The 19,335-nt window shown below is 63.2% G+C and carries 17 protein-coding genes and 2 pseudogenes; 5 read left to right on the top strand and 14 right to left on the bottom strand.

The annotated features are described in order from the left end of the window. Positions 1-52 precede the first annotated feature (52 nt). Complete coding sequence (locus HAP54_RS39735) at positions 53-1,330, bottom strand: MFS transporter (RefSeq protein WP_166296496.1); 1,278 nt, start codon at positions 1,328-1,330, stop codon at positions 53-55. 116 nt (positions 1,331-1,446) lie between these two features. Between HAP54_RS39735 and HAP54_RS39730 the strand changes: the two genes are divergently transcribed. Further along, positions 1,447-1,899 carry a winged helix-turn-helix transcriptional regulator gene (locus HAP54_RS39730; RefSeq protein WP_166296494.1) on the top strand — a complete coding sequence of 151 codons (453 nt, stop codon included), beginning with the start codon at positions 1,447-1,449 and terminating at the stop codon, positions 1,897-1,899. Positions 1,900-2,102: 203 nt separating this feature from the next. Here HAP54_RS39730 and HAP54_RS39725 read toward each other — a convergent pair whose 3' ends face one another. Both HAP54_RS39725 and HAP54_RS39720 read right to left on the bottom strand, forming a co-directional pair. Continuing rightward, complete coding sequence (locus HAP54_RS39725) at positions 2,103-2,435, bottom strand: DHCW motif cupin fold protein (protein WP_166296492.1); 333 nt, start codon at positions 2,433-2,435, stop codon at positions 2,103-2,105. 221 nt (positions 2,436-2,656) lie between these two features. Next, positions 2,657-3,028: a nuclear transport factor 2 family protein gene (locus HAP54_RS39720; protein WP_166296490.1), complete on the bottom strand. Its 372-nt coding sequence runs from the start codon at positions 3,026-3,028 to the stop codon at positions 2,657-2,659. A gap of 138 nt (positions 3,029-3,166) precedes the next feature. Here HAP54_RS39720 and guaA point away from each other — a divergent pair, with 138 nt between their 5' ends. Further along, on the top strand, positions 3,167-4,765 hold the full coding sequence (gene guaA / locus HAP54_RS39715; RefSeq protein ID WP_166296488.1) for a glutamine-hydrolyzing GMP synthase: 1,599 nt from the start codon (positions 3,167-3,169) through the stop codon (positions 4,763-4,765). 172 nt (positions 4,766-4,937) lie between these two features. Here guaA and HAP54_RS39710 read toward each other — a convergent pair whose 3' ends face one another. The 5 genes from HAP54_RS39710 to HAP54_RS39690 form a co-directional block, all read right to left on the bottom strand. Beyond that, positions 4,938-5,174 carry a hypothetical protein gene (locus tag HAP54_RS39710; protein ID WP_166296486.1) on the bottom strand — a complete coding sequence of 79 codons (237 nt, stop codon included), beginning with the start codon at positions 5,172-5,174 and terminating at the stop codon, positions 4,938-4,940. A 294-nt stretch (positions 5,175-5,468) separates the two neighbouring features. Next, positions 5,469-7,763: a calcium-binding protein gene (locus HAP54_RS39705; protein ID WP_166296484.1), complete on the bottom strand. Its 2,295-nt coding sequence runs from the start codon at positions 7,761-7,763 to the stop codon at positions 5,469-5,471. 334 nt (positions 7,764-8,097) lie between these two features. Further along, positions 8,098-9,054 (bottom strand): alpha/beta fold hydrolase, encoded by a 957-nt coding sequence (locus HAP54_RS39700; protein WP_210297476.1) that lies wholly within the window; start codon positions 9,052-9,054, stop codon positions 8,098-8,100. Positions 9,055-9,081: 27 nt separating this feature from the next. Then, positions 9,082-9,477, bottom strand: coding sequence for a DUF427 domain-containing protein (locus tag HAP54_RS39695; RefSeq protein ID WP_166296482.1), 396 nt, complete (start codon positions 9,475-9,477; stop codon positions 9,082-9,084). 54 nt (positions 9,478-9,531) lie between these two features. Beyond that, positions 9,532-10,275, bottom strand: a complete 744-nt coding sequence (locus HAP54_RS39690) for an SDR family NAD(P)-dependent oxidoreductase (protein WP_166296479.1) — start codon at positions 10,273-10,275, stop codon at positions 9,532-9,534. Between the two features lie 117 nt (positions 10,276-10,392). On the opposite strand from HAP54_RS39690, the pseudogene HAP54_RS39685 reads away from it, so the two are divergent. Further along, a pseudogene (locus tag HAP54_RS39685) lies at positions 10,393-11,306 on the top strand (LysR family transcriptional regulator). Positions 11,307-11,877: 571 nt separating this feature from the next. On the opposite strand, the gene HAP54_RS39680 reads toward HAP54_RS39685, so the two are convergent. Further along, positions 11,878-13,007, bottom strand: a protein-coding gene (locus HAP54_RS39680) for an IS3-like element ISRj2 family transposase (protein WP_166204126.1) whose coding sequence is annotated in 2 segments (ribosomal slippage) — positions 11,878-12,755 and positions 12,755-13,007 — 1,131 coding nt in all. Because the reading frame shifts where the segments join, the coding sequence is not laid out codon by codon here. A gap of 90 nt (positions 13,008-13,097) precedes the next feature. Here HAP54_RS39680 and HAP54_RS39675 point away from each other — a divergent pair. Continuing rightward, positions 13,098-13,864 (top strand): annotated as a pseudogene (locus tag HAP54_RS39675) (IS5 family transposase). A gap of 449 nt (positions 13,865-14,313) precedes the next feature. Here the strand turns inward: HAP54_RS39675 and HAP54_RS39670 are convergent. After that, positions 14,314-15,327 (bottom strand): IS30 family transposase, encoded by a 1,014-nt coding sequence (locus tag HAP54_RS39670; RefSeq protein ID WP_166296476.1) that lies wholly within the window; start codon positions 15,325-15,327, stop codon positions 14,314-14,316. Positions 15,328-15,493: 166 nt separating this feature from the next. Next, positions 15,494-16,558: an IS630 family transposase gene (locus HAP54_RS39665; protein ID WP_166204319.1), complete on the bottom strand. Its 1,065-nt coding sequence runs from the start codon at positions 16,556-16,558 to the stop codon at positions 15,494-15,496. A gap of 181 nt (positions 16,559-16,739) precedes the next feature. Here HAP54_RS39665 and HAP54_RS39660 point away from each other — a divergent pair, with 181 nt between their 5' ends. After that, positions 16,740-17,216 (top strand): VOC family protein, encoded by a 477-nt coding sequence (locus HAP54_RS39660; protein ID WP_166296474.1) that lies wholly within the window; start codon positions 16,740-16,742, stop codon positions 17,214-17,216. A gap of 127 nt (positions 17,217-17,343) precedes the next feature. Here HAP54_RS39660 and HAP54_RS39655 read toward each other — a convergent pair whose 3' ends face one another. From HAP54_RS39655 to HAP54_RS39645, 3 genes are all read right to left on the bottom strand, one after another. Beyond that, the gene (locus tag HAP54_RS39655) at positions 17,344-17,841 is read right to left on the bottom strand and encodes a peptide deformylase (RefSeq protein WP_166296472.1); all 498 of its coding nucleotides are present in this window, start codon (positions 17,839-17,841) and stop codon (positions 17,344-17,346) included. Positions 17,842-17,910: 69 nt separating this feature from the next. Then, positions 17,911-18,783 carry a bifunctional helix-turn-helix transcriptional regulator/GNAT family N-acetyltransferase gene (locus HAP54_RS39650; protein ID WP_166296470.1) on the bottom strand — a complete coding sequence of 291 codons (873 nt, stop codon included), beginning with the start codon at positions 18,781-18,783 and terminating at the stop codon, positions 17,911-17,913. A 78-nt stretch (positions 18,784-18,861) separates the two neighbouring features. Continuing rightward, positions 18,862-19,329 (bottom strand): carboxymuconolactone decarboxylase family protein, encoded by a 468-nt coding sequence (locus tag HAP54_RS39645; protein WP_166296468.1) that lies wholly within the window; start codon positions 19,327-19,329, stop codon positions 18,862-18,864. Between the last annotated feature and the right edge of the window lie 6 nt (positions 19,330-19,335).

Here is a 19,335-nt window from a genome sequence, read left to right as displayed (position 1 = left end):
TGAGGATGGAGCCGGGCCGTCGCCCTTCGAGACGCGCGCATGGGCGCGCTCCTCAGGGTGACGATACCGAACACACGCCCGCCGGCATCGGCGTCTTGCTCACCACGACGACCCAGTACAGCAGCGCACAGGCGCTGATCGCGGCGCCCAGCACACAGACCCCGAGCCAGCTGGCCGCTGCATAGGCCATCGTCGAGCCGATCGCGCCGAGGCCCGAGCCGATCGAATAGAACACCATGTAGGCGCCGATCAGACGGCTCGATGCGTCGGGGCGCGTCGCCACGATCAGGCTCTGATTGGTGACATGCACCGCCTGCACCGCGAAATCGATCATGATCACGCCGGCCAGCACCAGCCATAGCGAAGAGTGAAGGCAGGAGATCGGGATCCAGCCGGCGAGCATCAGCATCAGCGACAATCCGGTGGTGCGCTGCGCCCAGCCGCGATCGGCGAGGCGGCCCGAATTGCGCGCCGCCAGCGCGCCGGCGAGCCCGGCAATGCCGAGCATGCCGATCGTGGTGTGCGACAGCGACAGCGACAGCGGGGGAGAAGCGAGCGGCAACACGACCGAGCTCCAGAACGCGCTGAAGCTTGCGAAGATCAACAGCGCGAACACCGCGCGTTCGCGCAGCACCGGCTCCTGGACGACCAGGGCTGCGGTCGAGCGCAGCAGCTTGGTATAGGACGATCCGGCGAGCGGCTGCGGCTGCCGTCGCGGCAGCGCATGTGCGAGCAGCGCCGCCATCACCAGCATCAGCACGGCCGAAGTCAGGTAGACCAGACGCCATCCGCCGATGTCGGCCAGCGCGCCGGACGCGAAGCGGGCGAGCAGAATGCCCGAGACGACGCCGCTCTGGATGGTCCCGATGGTCTGGCCGCGTTCGGCCGGCGTTGCGAGTGTCGCGGCGTAGGCGACGATCACCTGGATGACGACGGCGAGCAGTCCGGCCAGCGCCATGCCGATGAACAGCACGATTGCGTTCGGCGCCATGCCGACGACGGTGAGGGCAACCGCGGACAGCATCACCTGACCGACGATCAGCCGGCGGCGGTCCCAGAGGTCGCCGAGCGGCACGATCAGCATCAGGCCGAGGGCGAGGCCGATCTGGGTCAGCGTCACGACGATGCCGATCGCGGCGGGGGTAATGCCGAGATCCTGCGCCATGGCGTCGAGCAGCGGCTGCGCGGAGTAGATGTTGGCGACGCTGAGCCCGCAGGCGACGGCAAACAGCAGGACGATGGCGGGCGAAAGCGGGCCTGTTGTCGCGTTGTCGGCGTCGTTCGCGGCTTCCTGGGCCGGTCGGGCCTCCGCCATGGTCCTGTTCGTCATCATGCCTCCGCTGCAGTTCGCAATCTCGTCTTATGATGAGACCAGTTGCGCCGGGCGCTGTCTAGTCCTATTTTAAGACCAGTTTCGGGAAAGTGATCGAGGAGAGGCTGAACGCGATGCAGCGGACCGGATTTGCGAAAGCGGACTGCCCGGTGGCCCGTGCGCTGGATGCGATTGGCGACTGGTGGTCGCTGTTGATCGTGCGCGATGCGTTCGACGGGTTGCGCCGGTTCGGCGACTTCCAGAAGAATCTCGGCATCGCAAAGGGCATGCTGACGGCGCGGCTGCGCAAGCTGGTTGAAACCGGCGTGCTCGAGCAGGTCGCGGCCTCCGACGGCAGCGCCTACCTGGAATATGTGCTGACCAAGCGGGGGCACGATCTCTTTCCGATCGTGGTCTCCTTGCGGCAATGGGGCGAGGCGCATCTCTACGCGCGCGGCGAGCCGCATTCGGTGCTGCTGGATCAGGCCGGGCAGGCGGTCGGGCAGCTCGTGTTGCCGTCGAAGAGCGGCAAGGCGCTGAGCTGGTCGGATACAAAGGTGAGGAAGGTCGCGGCGCGCAGGAGGTGACGCGTGTGTACGCACAACGTCGTCGATATCCCCGCACTCCGCCGTCATCCTGAGGTGCGCGCCGAGCGATGCGTCAGCAACGATCGGCGAGCCTCGAAGGATGGGGAGAGAGCCGGGCTGTCGCCCTTCGAGACGGTCGCTTCGCGACCTCCTCAGGGTGACGGGAGAGAGTAGGGTCGCCGCGCGCCGGCGCTCAGCGGCCTTCAATCCACGATGAACAGCGTCGCGCCGGTCGTTGTCGACGAGCGGTGCGCGGCGTCGCCGAAATCGGAGACCTGGTAGCTCATGCCCGGCTTCAGCGTGAACCGGCGGCCGTCACGCAGCTCGGTGTCGAGCTCGCCCGTGACGACGTAGAGCACATGGCCGCGGTCGCACCAGTGATCGGCGAGATAGCCGGGGGAATATTCCACCATCCGCACCCGCAGATCGCCGATATCGAGCGTGCGCCACAGCGCTTGCCCGGTCTCGCCGGGATGCACCGTAGGCTCGAGCTGGCTCCAGTCGGTGATGGTGAAGGGCAGGGTCGGGATTTTCATGGTGCGCGTCCTATGCTCGATTTTTGCGTCTACATCCCCAAATGCTGACGTCATCCCCGCGCAACGGCGAAGCCGTTGTCGCTGGAGGTGCGCGTCGAGCGGTGCGACAGCAACGCTCGGCTAGCCTCGAAGGATCGGGATGGAGCCGGGCCGTCGCCCTTCGAGGCTCGCTTCGCGAGCACCTTAGGGTGACGGTCAGGCCTGGTGGTGCCACGTTCGTATCAATGCACCAGATGGTTCGCCGAACCCTGGCTGATCTTGCCGTCAGCATCGAGCCGCAGATATTCGCAGATCTTGTTGCCGCGTTCGTTCTGGTAGAACACGACGACGCTGTCGGGCGAGACGTAGAGGTCGATCAGCTCGAAATGCAGCTCGGGCAGTTTTGCGAGCGCGGCGCTCCAATAGGCGCGCAAGCTCGCCTTGCCGCGCACCGTGCCTGACGCGCCGAAGCCGAGCGCCGGAATCCGGTCCGAGGTCATCTCGGTATCTTCCGCATACATCGCCAGCACGCGCTCGAGATCGCGCGCATTCCAGGCAGCGATCCAGTCGTGGCCGAGGGTTTTGAGGCGGGACGGGTCATGGAAATCTGGCATGGGTTTCCTCCAACATTCCTTTTGGCTGAAGTAGGTCAATAATATTGACCTATATCGATTTGTCCATGCCCAAAGAAGAATGTGGGCGCCCCGCGCAGCGCGGTTGCGGGGGCGGGCGGTGTCGCGTATCTGCTTGCCATGACAGCCCAGCACACAGCCCGCGAACCGTCGACGCCCACCGTGGCCTCGGCGCATGACAAGATTCTGATTGTCGATTTCGGCAGTCAGGTGACGCAACTGATCGCCCGCCGCGTCCGCGAGATGGGGGTCTATTCCGAGATCGTGCCGTTCCAGAAGGCGGAGGCCGCCTTCAAGGAGATGAAGCCGAAGGCGGTGATCCTCTCCGGCGGCCCCGAGTCCGTGCACGAGACCGGCTCGCCGCGCGCCCCGCAGCTGATCTTCGAATCAGGCGTTCCCGTGCTCGGCATCTGCTACGGCCAGATGACCCTGGCCGCCCAGCTCGGCGGCGAGGTCGAGGGCGGGCACCATCGCGAGTTCGGCCGCGCCGATGTCGAGGTCAAGACCGACAGCTCGCTGTTCGATGGCGTCTGGGCCCACGGCGAAAAGCATCAGGTGTGGATGAGCCATGGCGACCGCATCACCAAAATGCCGCCCGGCTTCTCGGTGGCCGGCGTCTCGCCGAACGCGCCGTTCGCGATCATCCAGGACGAGAAGCGGAAGTACTACGGGCTGATGTTCCATCCCGAGGTGGTGCACACGCCCGACGGCGCCAAGCTGTTGCGCAACTTCGTCCGCAAGGTCGCAGGGCTAACCGGCGACTGGACCATGCGCGCGTTCCGCGAGGAGGCGATCGAGAAGATCCGCGCCCAGGTGGGCTCGGGCAAGGTGATCTGCGGCCTGTCCGGCGGCGTCGATTCCGCCGTTGCCGCGGTGCTGATCCACGAGGCGATCGGCGACCAGCTGACCTGCGTGTTCGTCGATCACGGCCTGCTGCGGCTCGACGAGGCAAAAACCGTCGTCGACCTGTTCCGCAACCACTACAACATCCCGCTGGTCCATGTGGACGCGTCGAAAGAGTTTCTGGGCGAGCTCGTTGGCGTCACCGATCCGGAAGTAAAGCGCAAGACCATCGGGCGCCTGTTCATCGACGTGTTCGAGGCGGAGGCCAAGAAGATCGGTGGCGCCGAATTTCTGGCGCAGGGCACGCTCTATCCCGACGTGATCGAGAGCGTCTCCTTCACCGGCGGTCCCTCGGTGACCATCAAGTCGCACCACAATGTCGGCGGCCTTCCTGATCGCATGAACATGAAGCTGGTCGAGCCGTTGCGCGAGCTGTTCAAGGACGAGGTGCGCGTGCTCGGCCGCGAGCTCGGCCTGCCCGAAGTCTTCGTCGGCCGCCACCCGTTCCCGGGCCCCGGCCTCGCCATCCGCTGCCCCGGCGACATCACCCGGGAGAAGCTCGACATCCTGCGCAACGCGGATGCCGTCTATATCGACCAGATACGCAAGCACGGCCTCTATGACGCGATCTGGCAGGCCTTTGCGGTGCTGCTGCCGGTCAAGACCGTCGGCGTGATGGGCGACGGCCGCACCTACGAATACGTCGTCGGCCTCCGCGCCGTCACCTCGACCGACGGCATGACCGCGGACTTCTATCAGTTCGACATGAAGTTCCTGGCCGAGACCGCGACGCGCATCATCAACGAGGTGAAGGGCGTCAACCGGGTGGTGTACGACGTGACGAGCAAGCCGCCTGGGACGATTGAGTGGGAGTGAGGTGCGTCGGCGGTTGAACAGCGGCCGTGCCGCTTCCTCTGCTGCTGCCTTCTCCCGAGACAATCGAGCTCTGGCAGTGCCATTGTCCCGGCATTTCGTTATACGTCGCGGTGGCGCATCGCGCCGGTTGAACAGCTGAGGCCAGCTCGACCGATCGATGCGCGCGGCGAGATCAATACGGACCCGGCTCGCAAGGGACGTTGTCGCCGGTCCAGGGTGCAGTGGCGAATGCACCGACGCGCGGCGCCGGAATGCAGGCGCGGCCGTCAACATAGACGGGCTCGTTGCGCGCGGCGACACCGGCCTCCGCGACATGCCGGGAAACGGCGTGGGTCTCACGCGCCATCGCCGGTGACGCGATCATGGCAACCGCGATGAAAGCAGCCGACAACAGTTTGACGTTGGTCATTGAGTTTCTCCGTTTTGGTTTTATGGGCCAAGGAGTCTGGCCTCGTCAGATAGATGTGCACGGAGAGGGCGCATTTGAACGCAATCCTTGCTCACGCCGGCTCAACGCTGCGTGAGTCACGCGATCGGTCGCCGCTGTATTTGAGAGACGGAGTTCCGTGCGCGGCTCAAAGCGGCAACCATCATTGGTTTGCTGGCCATCGTCCGCATCCTGGATGAACGAAACGTAATCCATCACGTCTTCGCGCGAAGCGCGTGAAGGCGGGCTACGCGATCGCTCACCCGCCGCCGCGAGCTATGTGAGCCTGAACATGCTCGCGTCCAGTTGCCCCGGCGCCCATCCGACCAGCCAGGCCGCGCTGCCGGCGGCATCGGTGATGATCGTGGTGTTGGTGCCAGGCACATAGAACTCCGCGGCCTGCACGTCGGCAAACGAATGCAGCGATGTGCCGGCGAAGTTCACGACGTCATTGACGCCACCTGCGTTGAAGTCCTGGATCACCATAGACCCCAACGTCGTGTCGTTGATCATGAATGTGTCCGAGCCGCCGCCGCCCCAGGCATAGTCGATCCCGCCGCCGCCGCTGATGACGTCTGCGCCGCTCCCCATCAGGAACACGTCGACGCCGCTGCCGCTGCCGCCGGTGACGGTGTCGCCGCCATTGGAGCCGTAGACATAGTTCTGGCCCGAACCGCCGTAGATATAGTTGCCGTCGGTCTCGCCGGAGGAAATGAAGATGTTCTCGCCCGAACCGCCGAACATGGTGTCGACGCCGGCGCAGCCGTAGAAGTAATTCGTCCCCAGGCCGCCGTAGAGGTCATCGCCACCGTTGCCACCATACATGACGTTGACGTCGGAGCCTGCCGTGCCGCCCGATCCGACCAGAATGTCGTTGCCGTCACCGCCAAACAGATAGTTGAAACCGGCGCCGCCGTAGATGCTGTCGTTACCGGCTTCGCCGAGGAGCACGTCCAGGCCATTGCCGCCGAACAGCACGTCATTGCCGGCGCCCGCATAGATGTAATCGTTGCCGTCGCCGCCATAGTTGACGTCGTCGCCGGCGAGGCTGACCAGAACGTCGTTGCCGGCAAGGCCGCTCAGCGTATCGTTGCCGCTGCCGCCATACATCAAATCGTTACCGGCGGTCCCGGTGCTGTTAATCGGCAGGTCGCTGACGTTCACCGTCATATCCGCAAACTGCAGATGTTCGACGTTGGTCAGCGTCACGACATTGGTGCCCGACACCAGGATCTGGCCGCCCGATTTGCTGATCGTGTAGCTGCTTCGATTGCCGGAGAACACCGCGGTGTCATCTCCAGCGCCGCCGTCGATAGTGTCGTTACCATTGCCACCGGTAATAGTGTCATTGCCGTCGCCGGCGCTGATCGAATCCGCACCGGCGCTGCCGTTGATGATGTCGGCCTGGCTCGATCCAATCACGGGAGTGGCGACAAAACTGACGTTGATCGTGATGCTGTCGACCCCCGCGGTCCATGACTGGAAGGACACGCCCGACAGATCGACCTGGCTGCTGTTGATGACGATCTTGTCGATACCGGCGCTGCCGACGATAGTCGGAACCGCCGTGACCTGCGTATTGCCCATAAAGGTGATGGTGGAGTTGCCGCTCAGGAACACCAGGCGTTCGACATTGGTGAGGCGGCCATCGCCATAGGTGATGTTGGCGGATTCGAGTTCGATCGTGTCGTTGCCGGCGCCGCCGTCGAGGTCTCCGCCAGCGCTGGAGGCGTTATAGATGAAGGTGTCGTCGCCGGCGCCTCCCTGAACGTTACCCGCGCCGTTCAGGGTAATGGTGTCGTTTTGATTGGTTCCGACCAGTGAACCAAAATTGCCGTTGCCGGTGATGATGTTGATCGTATCGACGCCGGGGGTCCACGACGTGAAGGTCAGATGCGAGAAATCGCTGTAGGCATTCTTGAAAGTGACGGTGTCGGCCTGCGCGCTGCCGATGAAGGTATTGATCTCTTGGTAGCCGGCGTGCACCCCTTGCCCGGAGTCGAAGGTGGCGCTCGAGACGCCGGTGTCGAACTTGACGGTGCTGATTCCGGTAAACGTTCCGGTGCTGAAGTCGACGCTGCCGGCATTCTCGAGATCGATGATGCCCGACCCGGTATCGCCGATCCCTTCGCCCGCCGCAAAGTCACCCGCGTTGAGTATGAAAACGTCGTTGCCGCCGCCGCCGTTCAGATTATCGGCACCGGCGCCGCCGGTGATGGTGTCGTCGCCCGTGTGACCCCAGATATGATCGGCCCCGGACGAGCCGACGATGCTGTCGTTACCTGCGAGGATGCCGGTGAAGAAATGTCCGGCCTGGTATCCGAGCGTGATGTTTGTGATGCTTTCGAGCACCGTGGTGCCGTCGGCCGCGACATGATCGACCGAGGTCAGCGTCGTCCATGTCGGGTCGTTCGAAACGGTCAGGCCGGTTCCGTTCAGATAGGTAAGCGTGCCGTCGCCGTTGTTGAAAATCAGCCGGGTCGAGGTGGAGTGCACCGAGTCGATGCTGCCGAGGCCGTCGAATGCCCAGGACGCGTTCGCAGTCCCGGAAAAAGCTGTCCAGGTCGCCATAAAATGCCCCCGTAGTATGTAAAAGTTCGAAAAAGCCGAGATTCTTCAGGAATATAGCTCAGTGTGTCAAATTGTCGCGATTAAGTCCAGTGGTAACATTCGAATATCCAAAGCGTGGTGAATGACGCGCGGGTTGGGGTGCTCGGCGTCGCGAATGATGCGCGGCTCATGGAGGGATCGACGGGGACAGGGCAGGGCGTACCTTGCCGCAGAGACGGCGTTGCCAGTCCGCCGTCTCGCGTACACGTCCGGTTTCTCTGACCTCCTGTGCAGTAGTCCCACTCGTTGGCGCGGCTGTCGTGCGCAGCCGAGTGCGGTGTTTGCCGTGAGCGGGCTAAATTCCTTTGGTCGAGACGATGGAGGGGAACGGCAGCCGTTCGGATGGCCGCAGATTCGTATCGTCGCCCTGCAGTCCCGATCTGAGGAACTGGTCGGCGTGCGATACGAAGAGTTCCGGGTACTGGTAGAACGATCCGTGATTTGCATCCGGGTAGAGGATCAGTTGCGCGTTCGCTAGTTTCTGCTGCAGGACATAAGAGTTCACCGTGGGGATGATGACATTGTTGCTGCCCTGCACGATCAGGGTTGGCTGACGGATATCTCTCAGATAGTCGAAGACGCTCTCGGCCGGCGCGATATATTTGCCGATCGCTTCGCGCTGCGCCGCCGCGGCTTCTTCGCTCATCTCGGGGTCGCGATCCAGACGGAGAAGCTTGCGTTTCAGAAAGGCAAGGCCAGCGGCCCGGCTCGAAGCGGACGGCGAAAAGTGAACCGCAAGCCAGAGGTGCTCGGGTGGATCGTAGGTGCCGCCGAAGATCTCTGCGGATTTGCTCGTTGACATATCGGCGCCGCGCGGCCCGGTGCCGACAAGAATGAGCCGGCGAACGAGATCGGAAGCCTGCACGGCGATTTCCTGAGCGACCATGCCGCCGATGGAAAAACCGAGGACGTCGACCTTGGCAAGTCCGAGAGCCTTGATGAAGGCGATGGCGTTTGCCCCCATCTCCTGAAAGCTCGTCGGGACCTGCCCCGAACTGCTGGAAACACCCGCGTTATTGAAAAGAATGACCTCGCGGTTCCTGGCCAGGCCGTCGGTGACGGCTGGATCCCAGTAATCCATGGTCCCGCGGAAATGCTGGTTGAAGACCAGCGGCACGCTGCCTGTCTTGCCAAAACGGCGATAGGCGAAACGGATGCCGTCGGCCTCAACGAATTGTGTTGGCACGGTCTGGTGGGTGTGAGTTATGTCTTGGCGCGGATGAATCATTTCTGGACGGGTGTGGATCACCATGATCTGAGCCTCGATTGTTGCCCGATCTCAGGGGCGTTCTTCGATCGCGTCGACGCGATCGGGGTAGAAGGCCAGGTGGTCCTTGATGGATACCACCGCCGGGTGGGGCGCCTCATACGTCCAGACGGCATTGGTCGAACGCTCGCCGCCGAGCGGAATGCTGAAATAGGCGCAATCGCCTTTATAGGGACAGTAGGTGGAGTGATCCGTCCGCTGAAGGAGCGCCATATCGACGTCCTTGCGCGGAACATAGTGGACGGCCGGATAGGCGGCCTCACGGAGCGTCAATGCGTCCCGCGTGCGGGCAATGATGCGGCCCGCCATCGAGATCACAACCTGATGGGGATTGCGCTCGATCGTGATTGGATGATCCGGCCCCGGAACCTTGATCGGCCCGGCGGGCGCATCTTTGATCTGTTGCATGATTTATCCTTTGGATCGTTCAGCGCGACGCGACCCTTCGCGCCCGGACCGGAGTTAGTGGCTCTTGCCACCATCGACATTGAGGACATGGCCGGTGATGTATGACGCTTCGTCCGACGCGATGAAGACGATCGCGTTGGCAAGCTCCTCCGAGAGGCCAAGGCGAGCCATCGGAACGGTCGTCACCAGAGCCGCCTTGTTGTCCGGCGTGCCGGTGAAGCGGGGCAGCATGCCGGTGTCCGTCGGGCCGGGCGCCACCGCGTTCACGCGGATTCCGGATTTCGCGAGCTCGAGCGCCACCGACTTGGTGATGCCTTCGACGGCGTGCTTGCTGCCGACGTAGATCGAGGCCCCCGCCGCGCCCTCGTGCCCATAGGTCGAGGAGATGTTGATGATAGTACCGCTGCGTTGTCCCTGCATGACGCGCGCTTCGTGCTTCATGCTCAGGATCACGCCGAGGACATTGGTGTCGAACGTCGCGGCATAGCTTTCCGCGGTCTGGTCCGTGATCGGGCCGGGTCGGCCTTCGGTGCCGGCGTTGTTGACCGCAACATCCAGCCGGCCGAACCGCGCGACGGTCTTGTCGACGAGGGAGCGGACGTCATCTTCCTTGCGAACATCGGCGTTGATGAACTCGGCCTCCGCACCGAGGTCACGCAGCTCGCTTGCCAACGCCTTGCCGGCCTCGTCGCGCCGGCCGGCAACGACGACTTTGGCGCCCTTCCTGGCGAAAGCGATGGCTGCGGCACGCCCGATGCCGGTAAGTCCACCTGTGATCAAGACGACGGGGTTGCTCATGGATCCAATCCTTCATTGCGTTGCGTTGGACCGAAGATGGGCTCCCCCGCAGGCTTGAAAAATGGGCTGTAGTTCCAAACATATCGGACTTGGTTGTCCGCAATGGAGCTTCGGTGGATGGACAGTCTGGGATCGCTACATGCCTTCGTTCAGGCCGCGGAAGCCCGAAGCTTCACGGTTGCGGGACGGCGACTCGGCGTGTCGTCGTCGGCGATCGGCAAGGCGGTGGCGCGGATGGAGGAACGACTCGGCGTGCGTCTCTTTCATCGCAGCACGCGCAGCATCACGCTGACCGTGGAGGGCGCCCTGTTTCTCGAACGCTGCCGGCGCATCTTCTCTGAAATCGAAGCGGCCGAGCTCGAACTATCGCAGACGAAGGACGTGCCGCGCGGCACACTGCGTGTCGGCCTGCCATTGGCCGGCATTCTGCTGATGCCAACTCTCGTTGCGTTCATGCGGGCCTATCCAGAGTCCTGCTGGATCTCGATTTCAGCGATCGGGTGGTCGATGTGATCGAGGAGGGCTTCGACGCGGTGGTACGCTTCGCCGATTCCGGTGACTCGCGTCTGATGTCCCGGGCTTTGGGCATCTATCGCCGGCGACTGGTGGCGGCCCCGGCCTACCTGGCGGCGAGGGGTGTTCCTCTGACCCCGGACGACCTCAAGGCTCATGCCTGTCTGCACCACAAGTTTCCGACCAGCGGAAAGTTCGAGCGCTGGCCGCTGCGGCCCGAGCATGCCGGCGTCGAGAGGGAGCTGCCCAGAACGGCCGTGGCAAGTACGCTCGAGCCAATCATCTTCATGGCCGAACAGGGCATGGGTATCGCCTACCTGCCGGACTTCGCCATCAGCAGGCAACTTCGTGAGGGCCTCCTCGTCACGGTGCTCGACGACTACACTGACCGCTCGGGGCCGCTGCGGGTCCTATGGCCGTCGAACCGGCATCTCGCTCCCAAGCTCCGCGTGTTTGTCGACTTTCTCGCCGCGAACCTCATCCCCGCCGTCGAAGGCGAAGCAAGGGCAGCTGTATAAGTTGCGGGGTAACAAACGTCGGGATGAGTGTCGCGAGATCTGAGGGTCCGCGCAACGCGCTCCGTTACGCGATTGATTTGCGTCGGATGGCGCAAATCAAATCCCGCTCCCTGGCCTGCGACAAATCACCCCGACGGGCAACTCAGCAAAACCTGTCAATCCCGCGATAAGAAAATATTCCGCTTGGCGTTTCACCCAACTCAGATGTTCAATCTGCGTGTCCCACCCGATCGAGGGGCGTTTCGCGATCGTCACGAGCGCGGTGTGGGATGCGGTGGACGCGGAGCGTGTGACTGACGAGAGCATGCGAAGCGGACGGTGAAGTCGTGTGGTCCTGACGCCCTAGGTGGTGTGGACTCTAAGGATTCCCTTTTAGGAGCAAATCAGATTCAAGGCTGCTTTTGGGGAGGCCGCCTTGGGTGTGAAGAGCTGGCGCCGGTTGTTTGGACAGCGCCCCGCGGGATTTAAGTGGATTCCTGCCGGGTTATGCTGAACGCGGGGCCTTACGATTTTGTCGTTGCGTCGGGAGGGCGTAGCCCGACCAGAGCGACGACAAAATCGTCGGCGACGGTCATGCGGCCATCACCATAGCTTGCGTGCCGAAGTAAGCCTCGTCGGGCGTGCGCCCGTCAAGGCTCGAGTGAGGGCGTCCCTGATTGTAGAAGGCCAGATACTTGGCAATTGACGCTCGCGCCTCGGACACGCTGTCGTAGGCGCGGAGATAAACTTCTTCGTATTTGACCGTGCGCCAGAGCCGCTCGACAAACACGTTGTCGCGCCAGGCGCCCTTGCCGTCCATGCTGATGGCGATCTTCGCGTCCAGCAGCACATCGGTGAACTCGAGGCTGGTGAACTGGCTGCCCTGGTCCGTGTTGAAAATCTCGGGCCTGCCGTGCTTCGCCAACGCCTCCTGGACCGCTTCGACGCAGAAGGCCGCCTCCATTGTGATCGAGACGCGATGGGCCAGGACCCGTCGGCTGAACACATCGACGACCGCCGCGAGATAGACGAAGCCACGCCGCATCGGAATGTAGGTGATGTCCATTGCCCACGCCTGGTCGGGCCGCTCGATCTTCAATCCGCGCAACAGGTACGGGTAGATCTTGTGACCCGGTGCCGGCTTACTCGTGTTCGGGCGACGATAGACCGCCTCGATCCCCATGCGCTTCATCAGCGTCGCGATGTGGCGGCGACCGGCGTATACGCCCTCCCGCCGCAGCAACGATCGCTGCATACGCGCTCCCGCGAAGGGATAATCGAGATGCAGCTCATCGAGCCGACGCATCAAGGCAAGGTCCTCGGCCGAAACTGGCCGAGGTTCATAGTAGACCGTGCTGCGAGCCAGCTTCAGGACCTTCGCCTGGCGCACGATAGAAAGATCATGACCGCGGTCGATCATCGCTTTGCGCTCAGCAGGCCCGCCTTGGTGAGCGCGCCGGACAAAAAATCGTTTTCCAACGCCAGCTCGCCGATCTTGGCATGTAACGCCTTCAAATCGACCGGCGTCTCGGCCGACGCCTTGTCATGCCCAAACACGCCGGCGGCGCCTTCCAGGAGCTGGTTTTTCCAGATCGTGATCTGGTTCGGATGAACATCAAACAGTTGCGCCAGCTCCGCCAGCGTCTTGTCGCCTTTGACCGCAGCCAAAGCAACCTTCGCCTTGAATGCCGGAGAATGCATCCGGCGGCTCTTCTTCGTCATCTTCGCTCCTGATTCGCGGCAAGAATCCTCGCCGCTGTCAGGCAGAAAATCCACTCAAGCTACTGTCCGAATTTGCGGAGCCAGCTCTTGATGGACCGTTTGGTATTGAGCGACGCGGCGTGGGAGCGGATAGCGCCGCTGATCATAGGGCGCCCCGATCAGAAGGGCTCCACCGGGCGCGACAACCGGATGTTCGTGGAAGGTGTGCTGTGGATCGTGCGTACGGGGTCTCCCTGGCGCGATCTTCCGGAGGTGTTTGGGGACTGGAACAGCGTGTTCCGGCGCTTCAGTCGATGGAGCATCAAGGGTGTTTGGTGGCGGATCTTCGAGGCGATGTCCGATGATCCGGACTTCGAATATCTGATCGTCGATTCCACCATCGTTCGGGCGCATCAGCACGCCGCCGGCGCCAAAAAGGGGGGTCTGAAGATCAAGCGGAAGATCAAGCGATCGGCCGCTCGCGCGGCGGCCTGAGCACCAAGATACATATGGCCGTTCGAGGCTTGGGATGTCCGGTGCGGTTCAAGCTCACCGCAGGTCAGAAGGGCGATGCACCGCAAGCCGCCGCATTGATCGAAGGCTTATCCGCCGAGGTCGTCATGGCCGATACGGCCTATGACGCCGATCACTTGCGCCAAGCCATCGCCGCCAAAGGCGCGCTCGCCGTGATCCCCAACAACCCGTCACGCGCGCTCAAATATCCACTCGACAAGCATTTCTATGCCCAGCGTCATCTCGTCGAATGCTGCTTCTCAAAGCTCAAGCAGTTCCGCCGCGTCGCAACCCGCTTCGAAAAAACGGCCCGGAACTACCGGGCCGTCGTCACTCTCGCAGCCATCGTTCTATGGATGCGCTAGTGTCCACACCACCTAGCGGCAGGTGTCTTCTCGCGGAATGCGAACGCGTCTTGCGAGGGCGGTGACAAGCAAGCCCAGTCTCGCCGGGGAGAGCACGAAATAAGCCGCACAACCATCGCGCAGGGAAGGCCGGGATGTCCCGGTTACACCTGTGGTCCTACCCCCGTGCTTTCTACCTTTTGCACGGGGCCCATGGGTGCGATCGGCACCCGGTCTTCCCTGCGCCCTCTGCTTCGGCGAGGGCGGAACGAAGAGCAAAGCTCGGGCAATTCATGTCGCGAGGATGCGAAAGTACGCCCCCATCCACATCTGTCATCGCCCGGCTCGACCGGGCGATCCAGTACGCCGCGGCCTCTCGGCTCAAGCACAGGCGTCTCTGGAATACTGGATCACCCGCATGCGCAGGTGATGACACCGCGTGGTGCGACAACTTGAATCGAGAACCATCCTCATCGTCGTCCTGGCGGAAGCCAGGAGGTGGATTCACACTCGAAGTGCAACACTTGGGAGAAGGCCTCGGCGGGAGTTTGGAAGTCAAGAGATTTGCGCGGGGTGTTGTTGTAGGCGTTGAAGGACTGATGGAAGCGGCGGGTCGGGAGGGTTGCGAGGTCGGTTTTGCGCGGGATGAAGCGCCGCATTCGACCGATCGCATTCTCGATGCCGCCCTTCTGCCAGGGCGCGTGCGGATCGCAGAAGAAGGTCTCGATCGCGAGGCGGTGCAGCGCCGTGTGGCAGGCGAACTCGGTGCCATTGTCGAAGGTGACGGTCTGGCACAGGTCCTGTGGCAGGGATGCGAACAAGCGAACGAGATGACGGGCGACCCCGCGCGCAACCTTGCTGGCGAGGCGGATGCCGAGCAGCAGGCGCGAGGTGCGCTCATGCACAGTCAGGACGGCCTGACCGTATTTGGAGAACATCATCAGGTCGGCTTCCCAATGACCGGGAGTGCTGCGATCGGCGGCCTCGATAGGCCGTTGATCCAAGGAAACACGGCCTTCGATGAAGCTTGCGGGGCTGCCGCCCTTCTTGCCGCGGTAACCGCGCTTGCTCTTGCCGCGCGGCAGATAACGCCGCCAGCTGAAGTCCGAGGTGCGTCGGATCTGGGCGTAGATGAAGCGGTAGATGGTCTCGTGGGAGATCACCTTGCGGCCGTGTTCGCGGGCCAGCCGGCCGGCGACCTGCTCGGGCGACCAGCCCCGACCCAGGCGTTCCAACACCGCACGGCGCAGGCCGGGCTCCCGTTCGAGGCGTACGCCCGTCCAGCGCCGTGCTCGCATCTGTTGCTGGGCATAGCCGGGTTTGTAGCCGACCTGGACGCCTCGATTGCGGGTCAGCTCCCGAGAGACCGTTGATGGCGAGCGATCCAGAGCTGCCGCGATTTGCCGGACCGAGCTGCCATTGGCCGAAAGCCGGGCAATCTCGCATCGCTCGTCCAGGGATAGCTGCTCGTAACTCCGCCCCATCGCAACACCTCCTCAAGGAAGTGTTGCACTTCGTTTGTGAACTCAGGGGACCCATTACCCCAGATGGCAATTGTTATGCGACGCTGGGGCCATGATCTCGTTGATAACCAAATTCCGTGGTTATGGGTCCTGGCTCCCGTGCGCAATTGCTCACTAGTACCCAGAATCAGAGCTGAGTGATACGGCGGCCTTTGAAACGGCGTTGACGGACCTTTTTCTTGGTCCAGACGAAGGGCTCGGCTCTGTCGTTGTATGCGTTGACGTAGGCATCGATGTGCTCCTGAAGCTGCGTGAGGCTTGTGAAGGAGGTGCCGCTGAGCGACTGCCCCTGCAAGATCGAAAACCATACCTCGACCTGATTGAGCCAAGACGCACTTGTCGGCGTGAAATGAAATTGCACGTTGGGGTGGGCCTTGAGCCAATGCTCGTTCTTCTTGTGGGTGTTGAGGTTGTCGAGGATGACGTGAAGCTTCCGGTTCGGAAAAGCCGCGGTGACGCTGTTCATGAAGTCGAGAAACTCGACGCGGCGTCGGCGTTTTGAATGCGCCGCGATGATCTTTCCGGTGGCGACTTCGAGCGCCGCAAACAATGTTGTGGTGCCATGCCGCTTGTAATCGTGGCTCTGGCCGGTCAAGGCGCGGCCATTGGGCAACTTCAGATAACCCTGCGCTCGCTCCAAAGCCTGGATCGAGGGCTTCTCGTCCACGCACAGCACAATGGCCTTCGCGGGCGGGGCGACATAGAGGCCGACAACATCGGCGGCTTTGGCCGTAAAGTTCGGGTCGTTGCTCTCACACCAGGACTTACGAGCCGCGAGGTCAATCTTGTGGCTGCGCAGGAACCGCCAGACATATTGGACGTCAACATCGCCCAGCGCCCCGGCCAGCAGGGGCCCGGTCCAGCGTGCGAACCCGTCCGGCGGCGGCTTGTCCAGCAGCTTCAGAATCCGCTTGTCGGTGGCCTTCGTATAGATTGGCTGCTTGCCCGGTCGCGGCTTGTCTTGCAGCCCTTCAAGGCCTTGGTCGGCATAGCGATGCCGCCAAAGGCTGACAATCCGCGGCTGGACCCCAACTTCCTTGGCGATCGACCGAGTGCTGCGTCCATCCGCCGCCAACAGAACTATCCGCGCCCGCTTCAAATCGCGCTGCAACGTCACCGGGGAGCGGCAACACGCCTCAAGCACCTTGCGATCTTTCCTCGAAAGGTGGACTTCTCTTGCTTCGGGTATCATCCCGACCTTGAATCACGACTCACGCTTTAAGAACAGTAGGTACTAGGCCAGGACGACAGTGGTGCGAGCAGAGGCGGTGCTGCGACAAACGCCATCCTGCAAATTATTTTCATCAGTCTGTTGCCGCGGTGTCGGCTGGCGTCTTCGCCAATCGTCCTGTGCACAAACCAGGAGACTGCAAATGACCGATCTCGTTACATGCCTTTGGTTCGACCAGGGCCGGGCGCGCGAAGCGGCGGAGTTTTACACCGCGACATTCCCCGACAGCCATGTTGATGCGGGCCACCCATCGCCGATACCGGGTATCGGGCAGGGCGACGAACTGACTGTGGAGTTTACGGTGCTTGGCCGCAGCTTCGTCGGGCTGAACGGCGGCTCCAACTACACGCCGAACGAGGCGGTGAGTTTCATGGTGCTGACCGACAGCCAGGACGAGATCGATCGCTACTGGAATGCGATCACCGGCAATGGCGGCAAGGAATTGCCGTGCGGCTGGTGCCGGGATCGCTGGGGCTTTGCCTGGCAGATCACGCCGAAGCGGCTGCTCGCGCTCGTCAACGGGGCTGACCGCGCCGCCGGACGGCGCGCGATGGAGGCGATGATGACGATGTCGAAGATCGATATCGCCGCGATCGAGCGGGCGGCAGTGAATGCGTAGGGTAGATTAGCCGAAGGCGTAATCCACCATGCCGTTGGGTCTTGGTCCATATGGCGGGTTACGCGAAGCCTGTCATCGGGCCGCGCTTCGCGCGGACCCGTTGGCTAACCCACCCTACGATTCCGGCCTAACCGGGCGACAGCTTCTCGAACCGCTTGATCAGGCGCTCCCGCTTCAAGCGGGACAGCCGCCTGATCCAGAACACGCCGTCGAGCTGATCGATCTCGTGCTGATGGCACACCGCGCGCAGGCCGTCGGACTCCTCGGTGTGCATGTTGCCGTCGGTGTCCTGATAGCGGATGCGGAGGCGCGCGTGCCGCTCGACCTCGTCATTGACGCCGGGCATCGAGACGCTGCCTTCTTTGTGCAGGATCATCTCGCCCGACGCCCAGATGATCTCCGGATTGACATAGGTGCGCGGGCCCTCGCTTGCGTCGAGCTCGAGCACCACGACCCGCAGCGCCACGCCGATATGCGGCGCGGTGATGCCGATGCCGGGCGCGGCGTGCATGGTCTCGAGCAGGTCGGCTGCCAGCTCGCGCAGCGCGTCGTCGAACAGGCTCACCGGCAGCGCGGTGAGCGCAAGCCGCGGATCGGGATAGCGGACGATGGGGCGGATGGTCATGCCAGCGTCTTAGGCCAGCGCGCGGCGCCGGACAACACGCGCTTGCAAGGGCGCCGCGGGGCGTGTCGTTCAGAGACGTTTTTCGAAGAACAGGTCGGGGTAGGGGTCGTCGTTGAAGCGCGGGATCTCGGTCCAGCCGCTCCGGCGATAGAGCTGACCGGCTTCCGCCAGTGCGCTGTTGGTGTCGAGCCGCAGCACCGCGACGCCAAGCTCGCGCGCGGCGCGCTCGGCCGCGTCCATCAGGCGGCGGCCGAGGCCGAGCCCGCGCGCGGCCGGCGCGACCCAGAGCCGCTTGATCTCCGCGAATTCGCCGCTGCTGCCCTTCAGCCCGACGCAGCCGAGCGGCAGGCCGTCCGACATCGCCACGATGAAGCTGCCGCGCGGACGCACCATGTCCTTGGCATCAGGATCGCGCGACAGCTTGACGTCAAACCCCTGTTTGAAGCGTCGCCCGAGCTCGGCGTAATATTCGCCGAGGCAGTAGCGCGCTTCCTCGCTGCGCGGGTCCATCTCTTGCAGAGCGGTGCCGTCGCGCCCCAGTGCCGAGGCGATCATGTCCATCGCCGCCAGCAGCGCCTCGCGTTGCGTGTGGTGGGCGAGGAAGTCCTTTACCTGCCGGTTGGAGATCGCCTCATAGGCGTTGAACTCGCGCTTGCCCGCCGGCGTCAGCCTGGCGATGCGGCGGCGCGCGTCGTCGCCATGCGCCGTGGTCTCGATCAGCCCCTCGTCCTCGAGGCTGCGCAACAGTCGGCTCATCAGGCCGGAATCGAGGCCGAGATAATCCCTGATCTCGCCCACGTCCGTGCGTCCATGCCCGATCGCGTTGAGCACGCGCGCGGCGCCGAGCGGCCGGCCGCGCCCGAGAAACGAGGTGTCGAGCGCGCCGACGGCGGAGGTCACGGCACGGTTGAAACGGCGGACGCGGGAAACGGGGTCGAGCATATATCTGACTTTAGTCAGATATCGTCTTGGCGTCAATCGCCCGCTGATCCGCTGCGTCCCTTCATGCCATGTCCGCGGTCACGCGACGGCCATCCTGACCTTGACGGCCTGTGGATCGACGAAGCCGCCGAAGCCGACCGCGATCCGGTTCCAGCCGTTGATGATGTTGATCAGCAAGGTCACCTTGACCTGCTCTTCCGCCGTGAAATGCGCCTTCAGCGTCTCATAGGCTTCGACATGGGTGTGCTGCTCGCAGAGCCGCGTCAGCGCCTCGGTCCAGCCGAGCGCGGCGCGCTCGCGGTCGGTGTAGCATGGCGCCTCGCGCCAGGCCGACAGCAGATAGATGCGCTGCTCGGTCTCGCCCTCGTCGCGGGCGAACGTCGTATGCAAATTGATGCAATTGGCGCAGCCATTGATCTGGGAGGCGCGGATCTTGATGAGCTCGGCGAGCCGCGGCTCGAGGCTGGCCGCGATCGCGACGGAGGCCTCGAACCAGATTTTCATAATCCTGGGGGCGGCGGCGAGGGGATCAAGTCTGACAGTCATGCTGGG

This window comes from Bradyrhizobium sp. 2S1 (genome assembly GCF_011516625.5).
GTDB lineage: Bacteria > Pseudomonadota > Alphaproteobacteria > Rhizobiales > Xanthobacteraceae > Bradyrhizobium > Bradyrhizobium septentrionale.
Note: the sequence above shows the minus strand (reverse complement) of the source record. Positions and strands in the feature narration are given on the sequence as shown.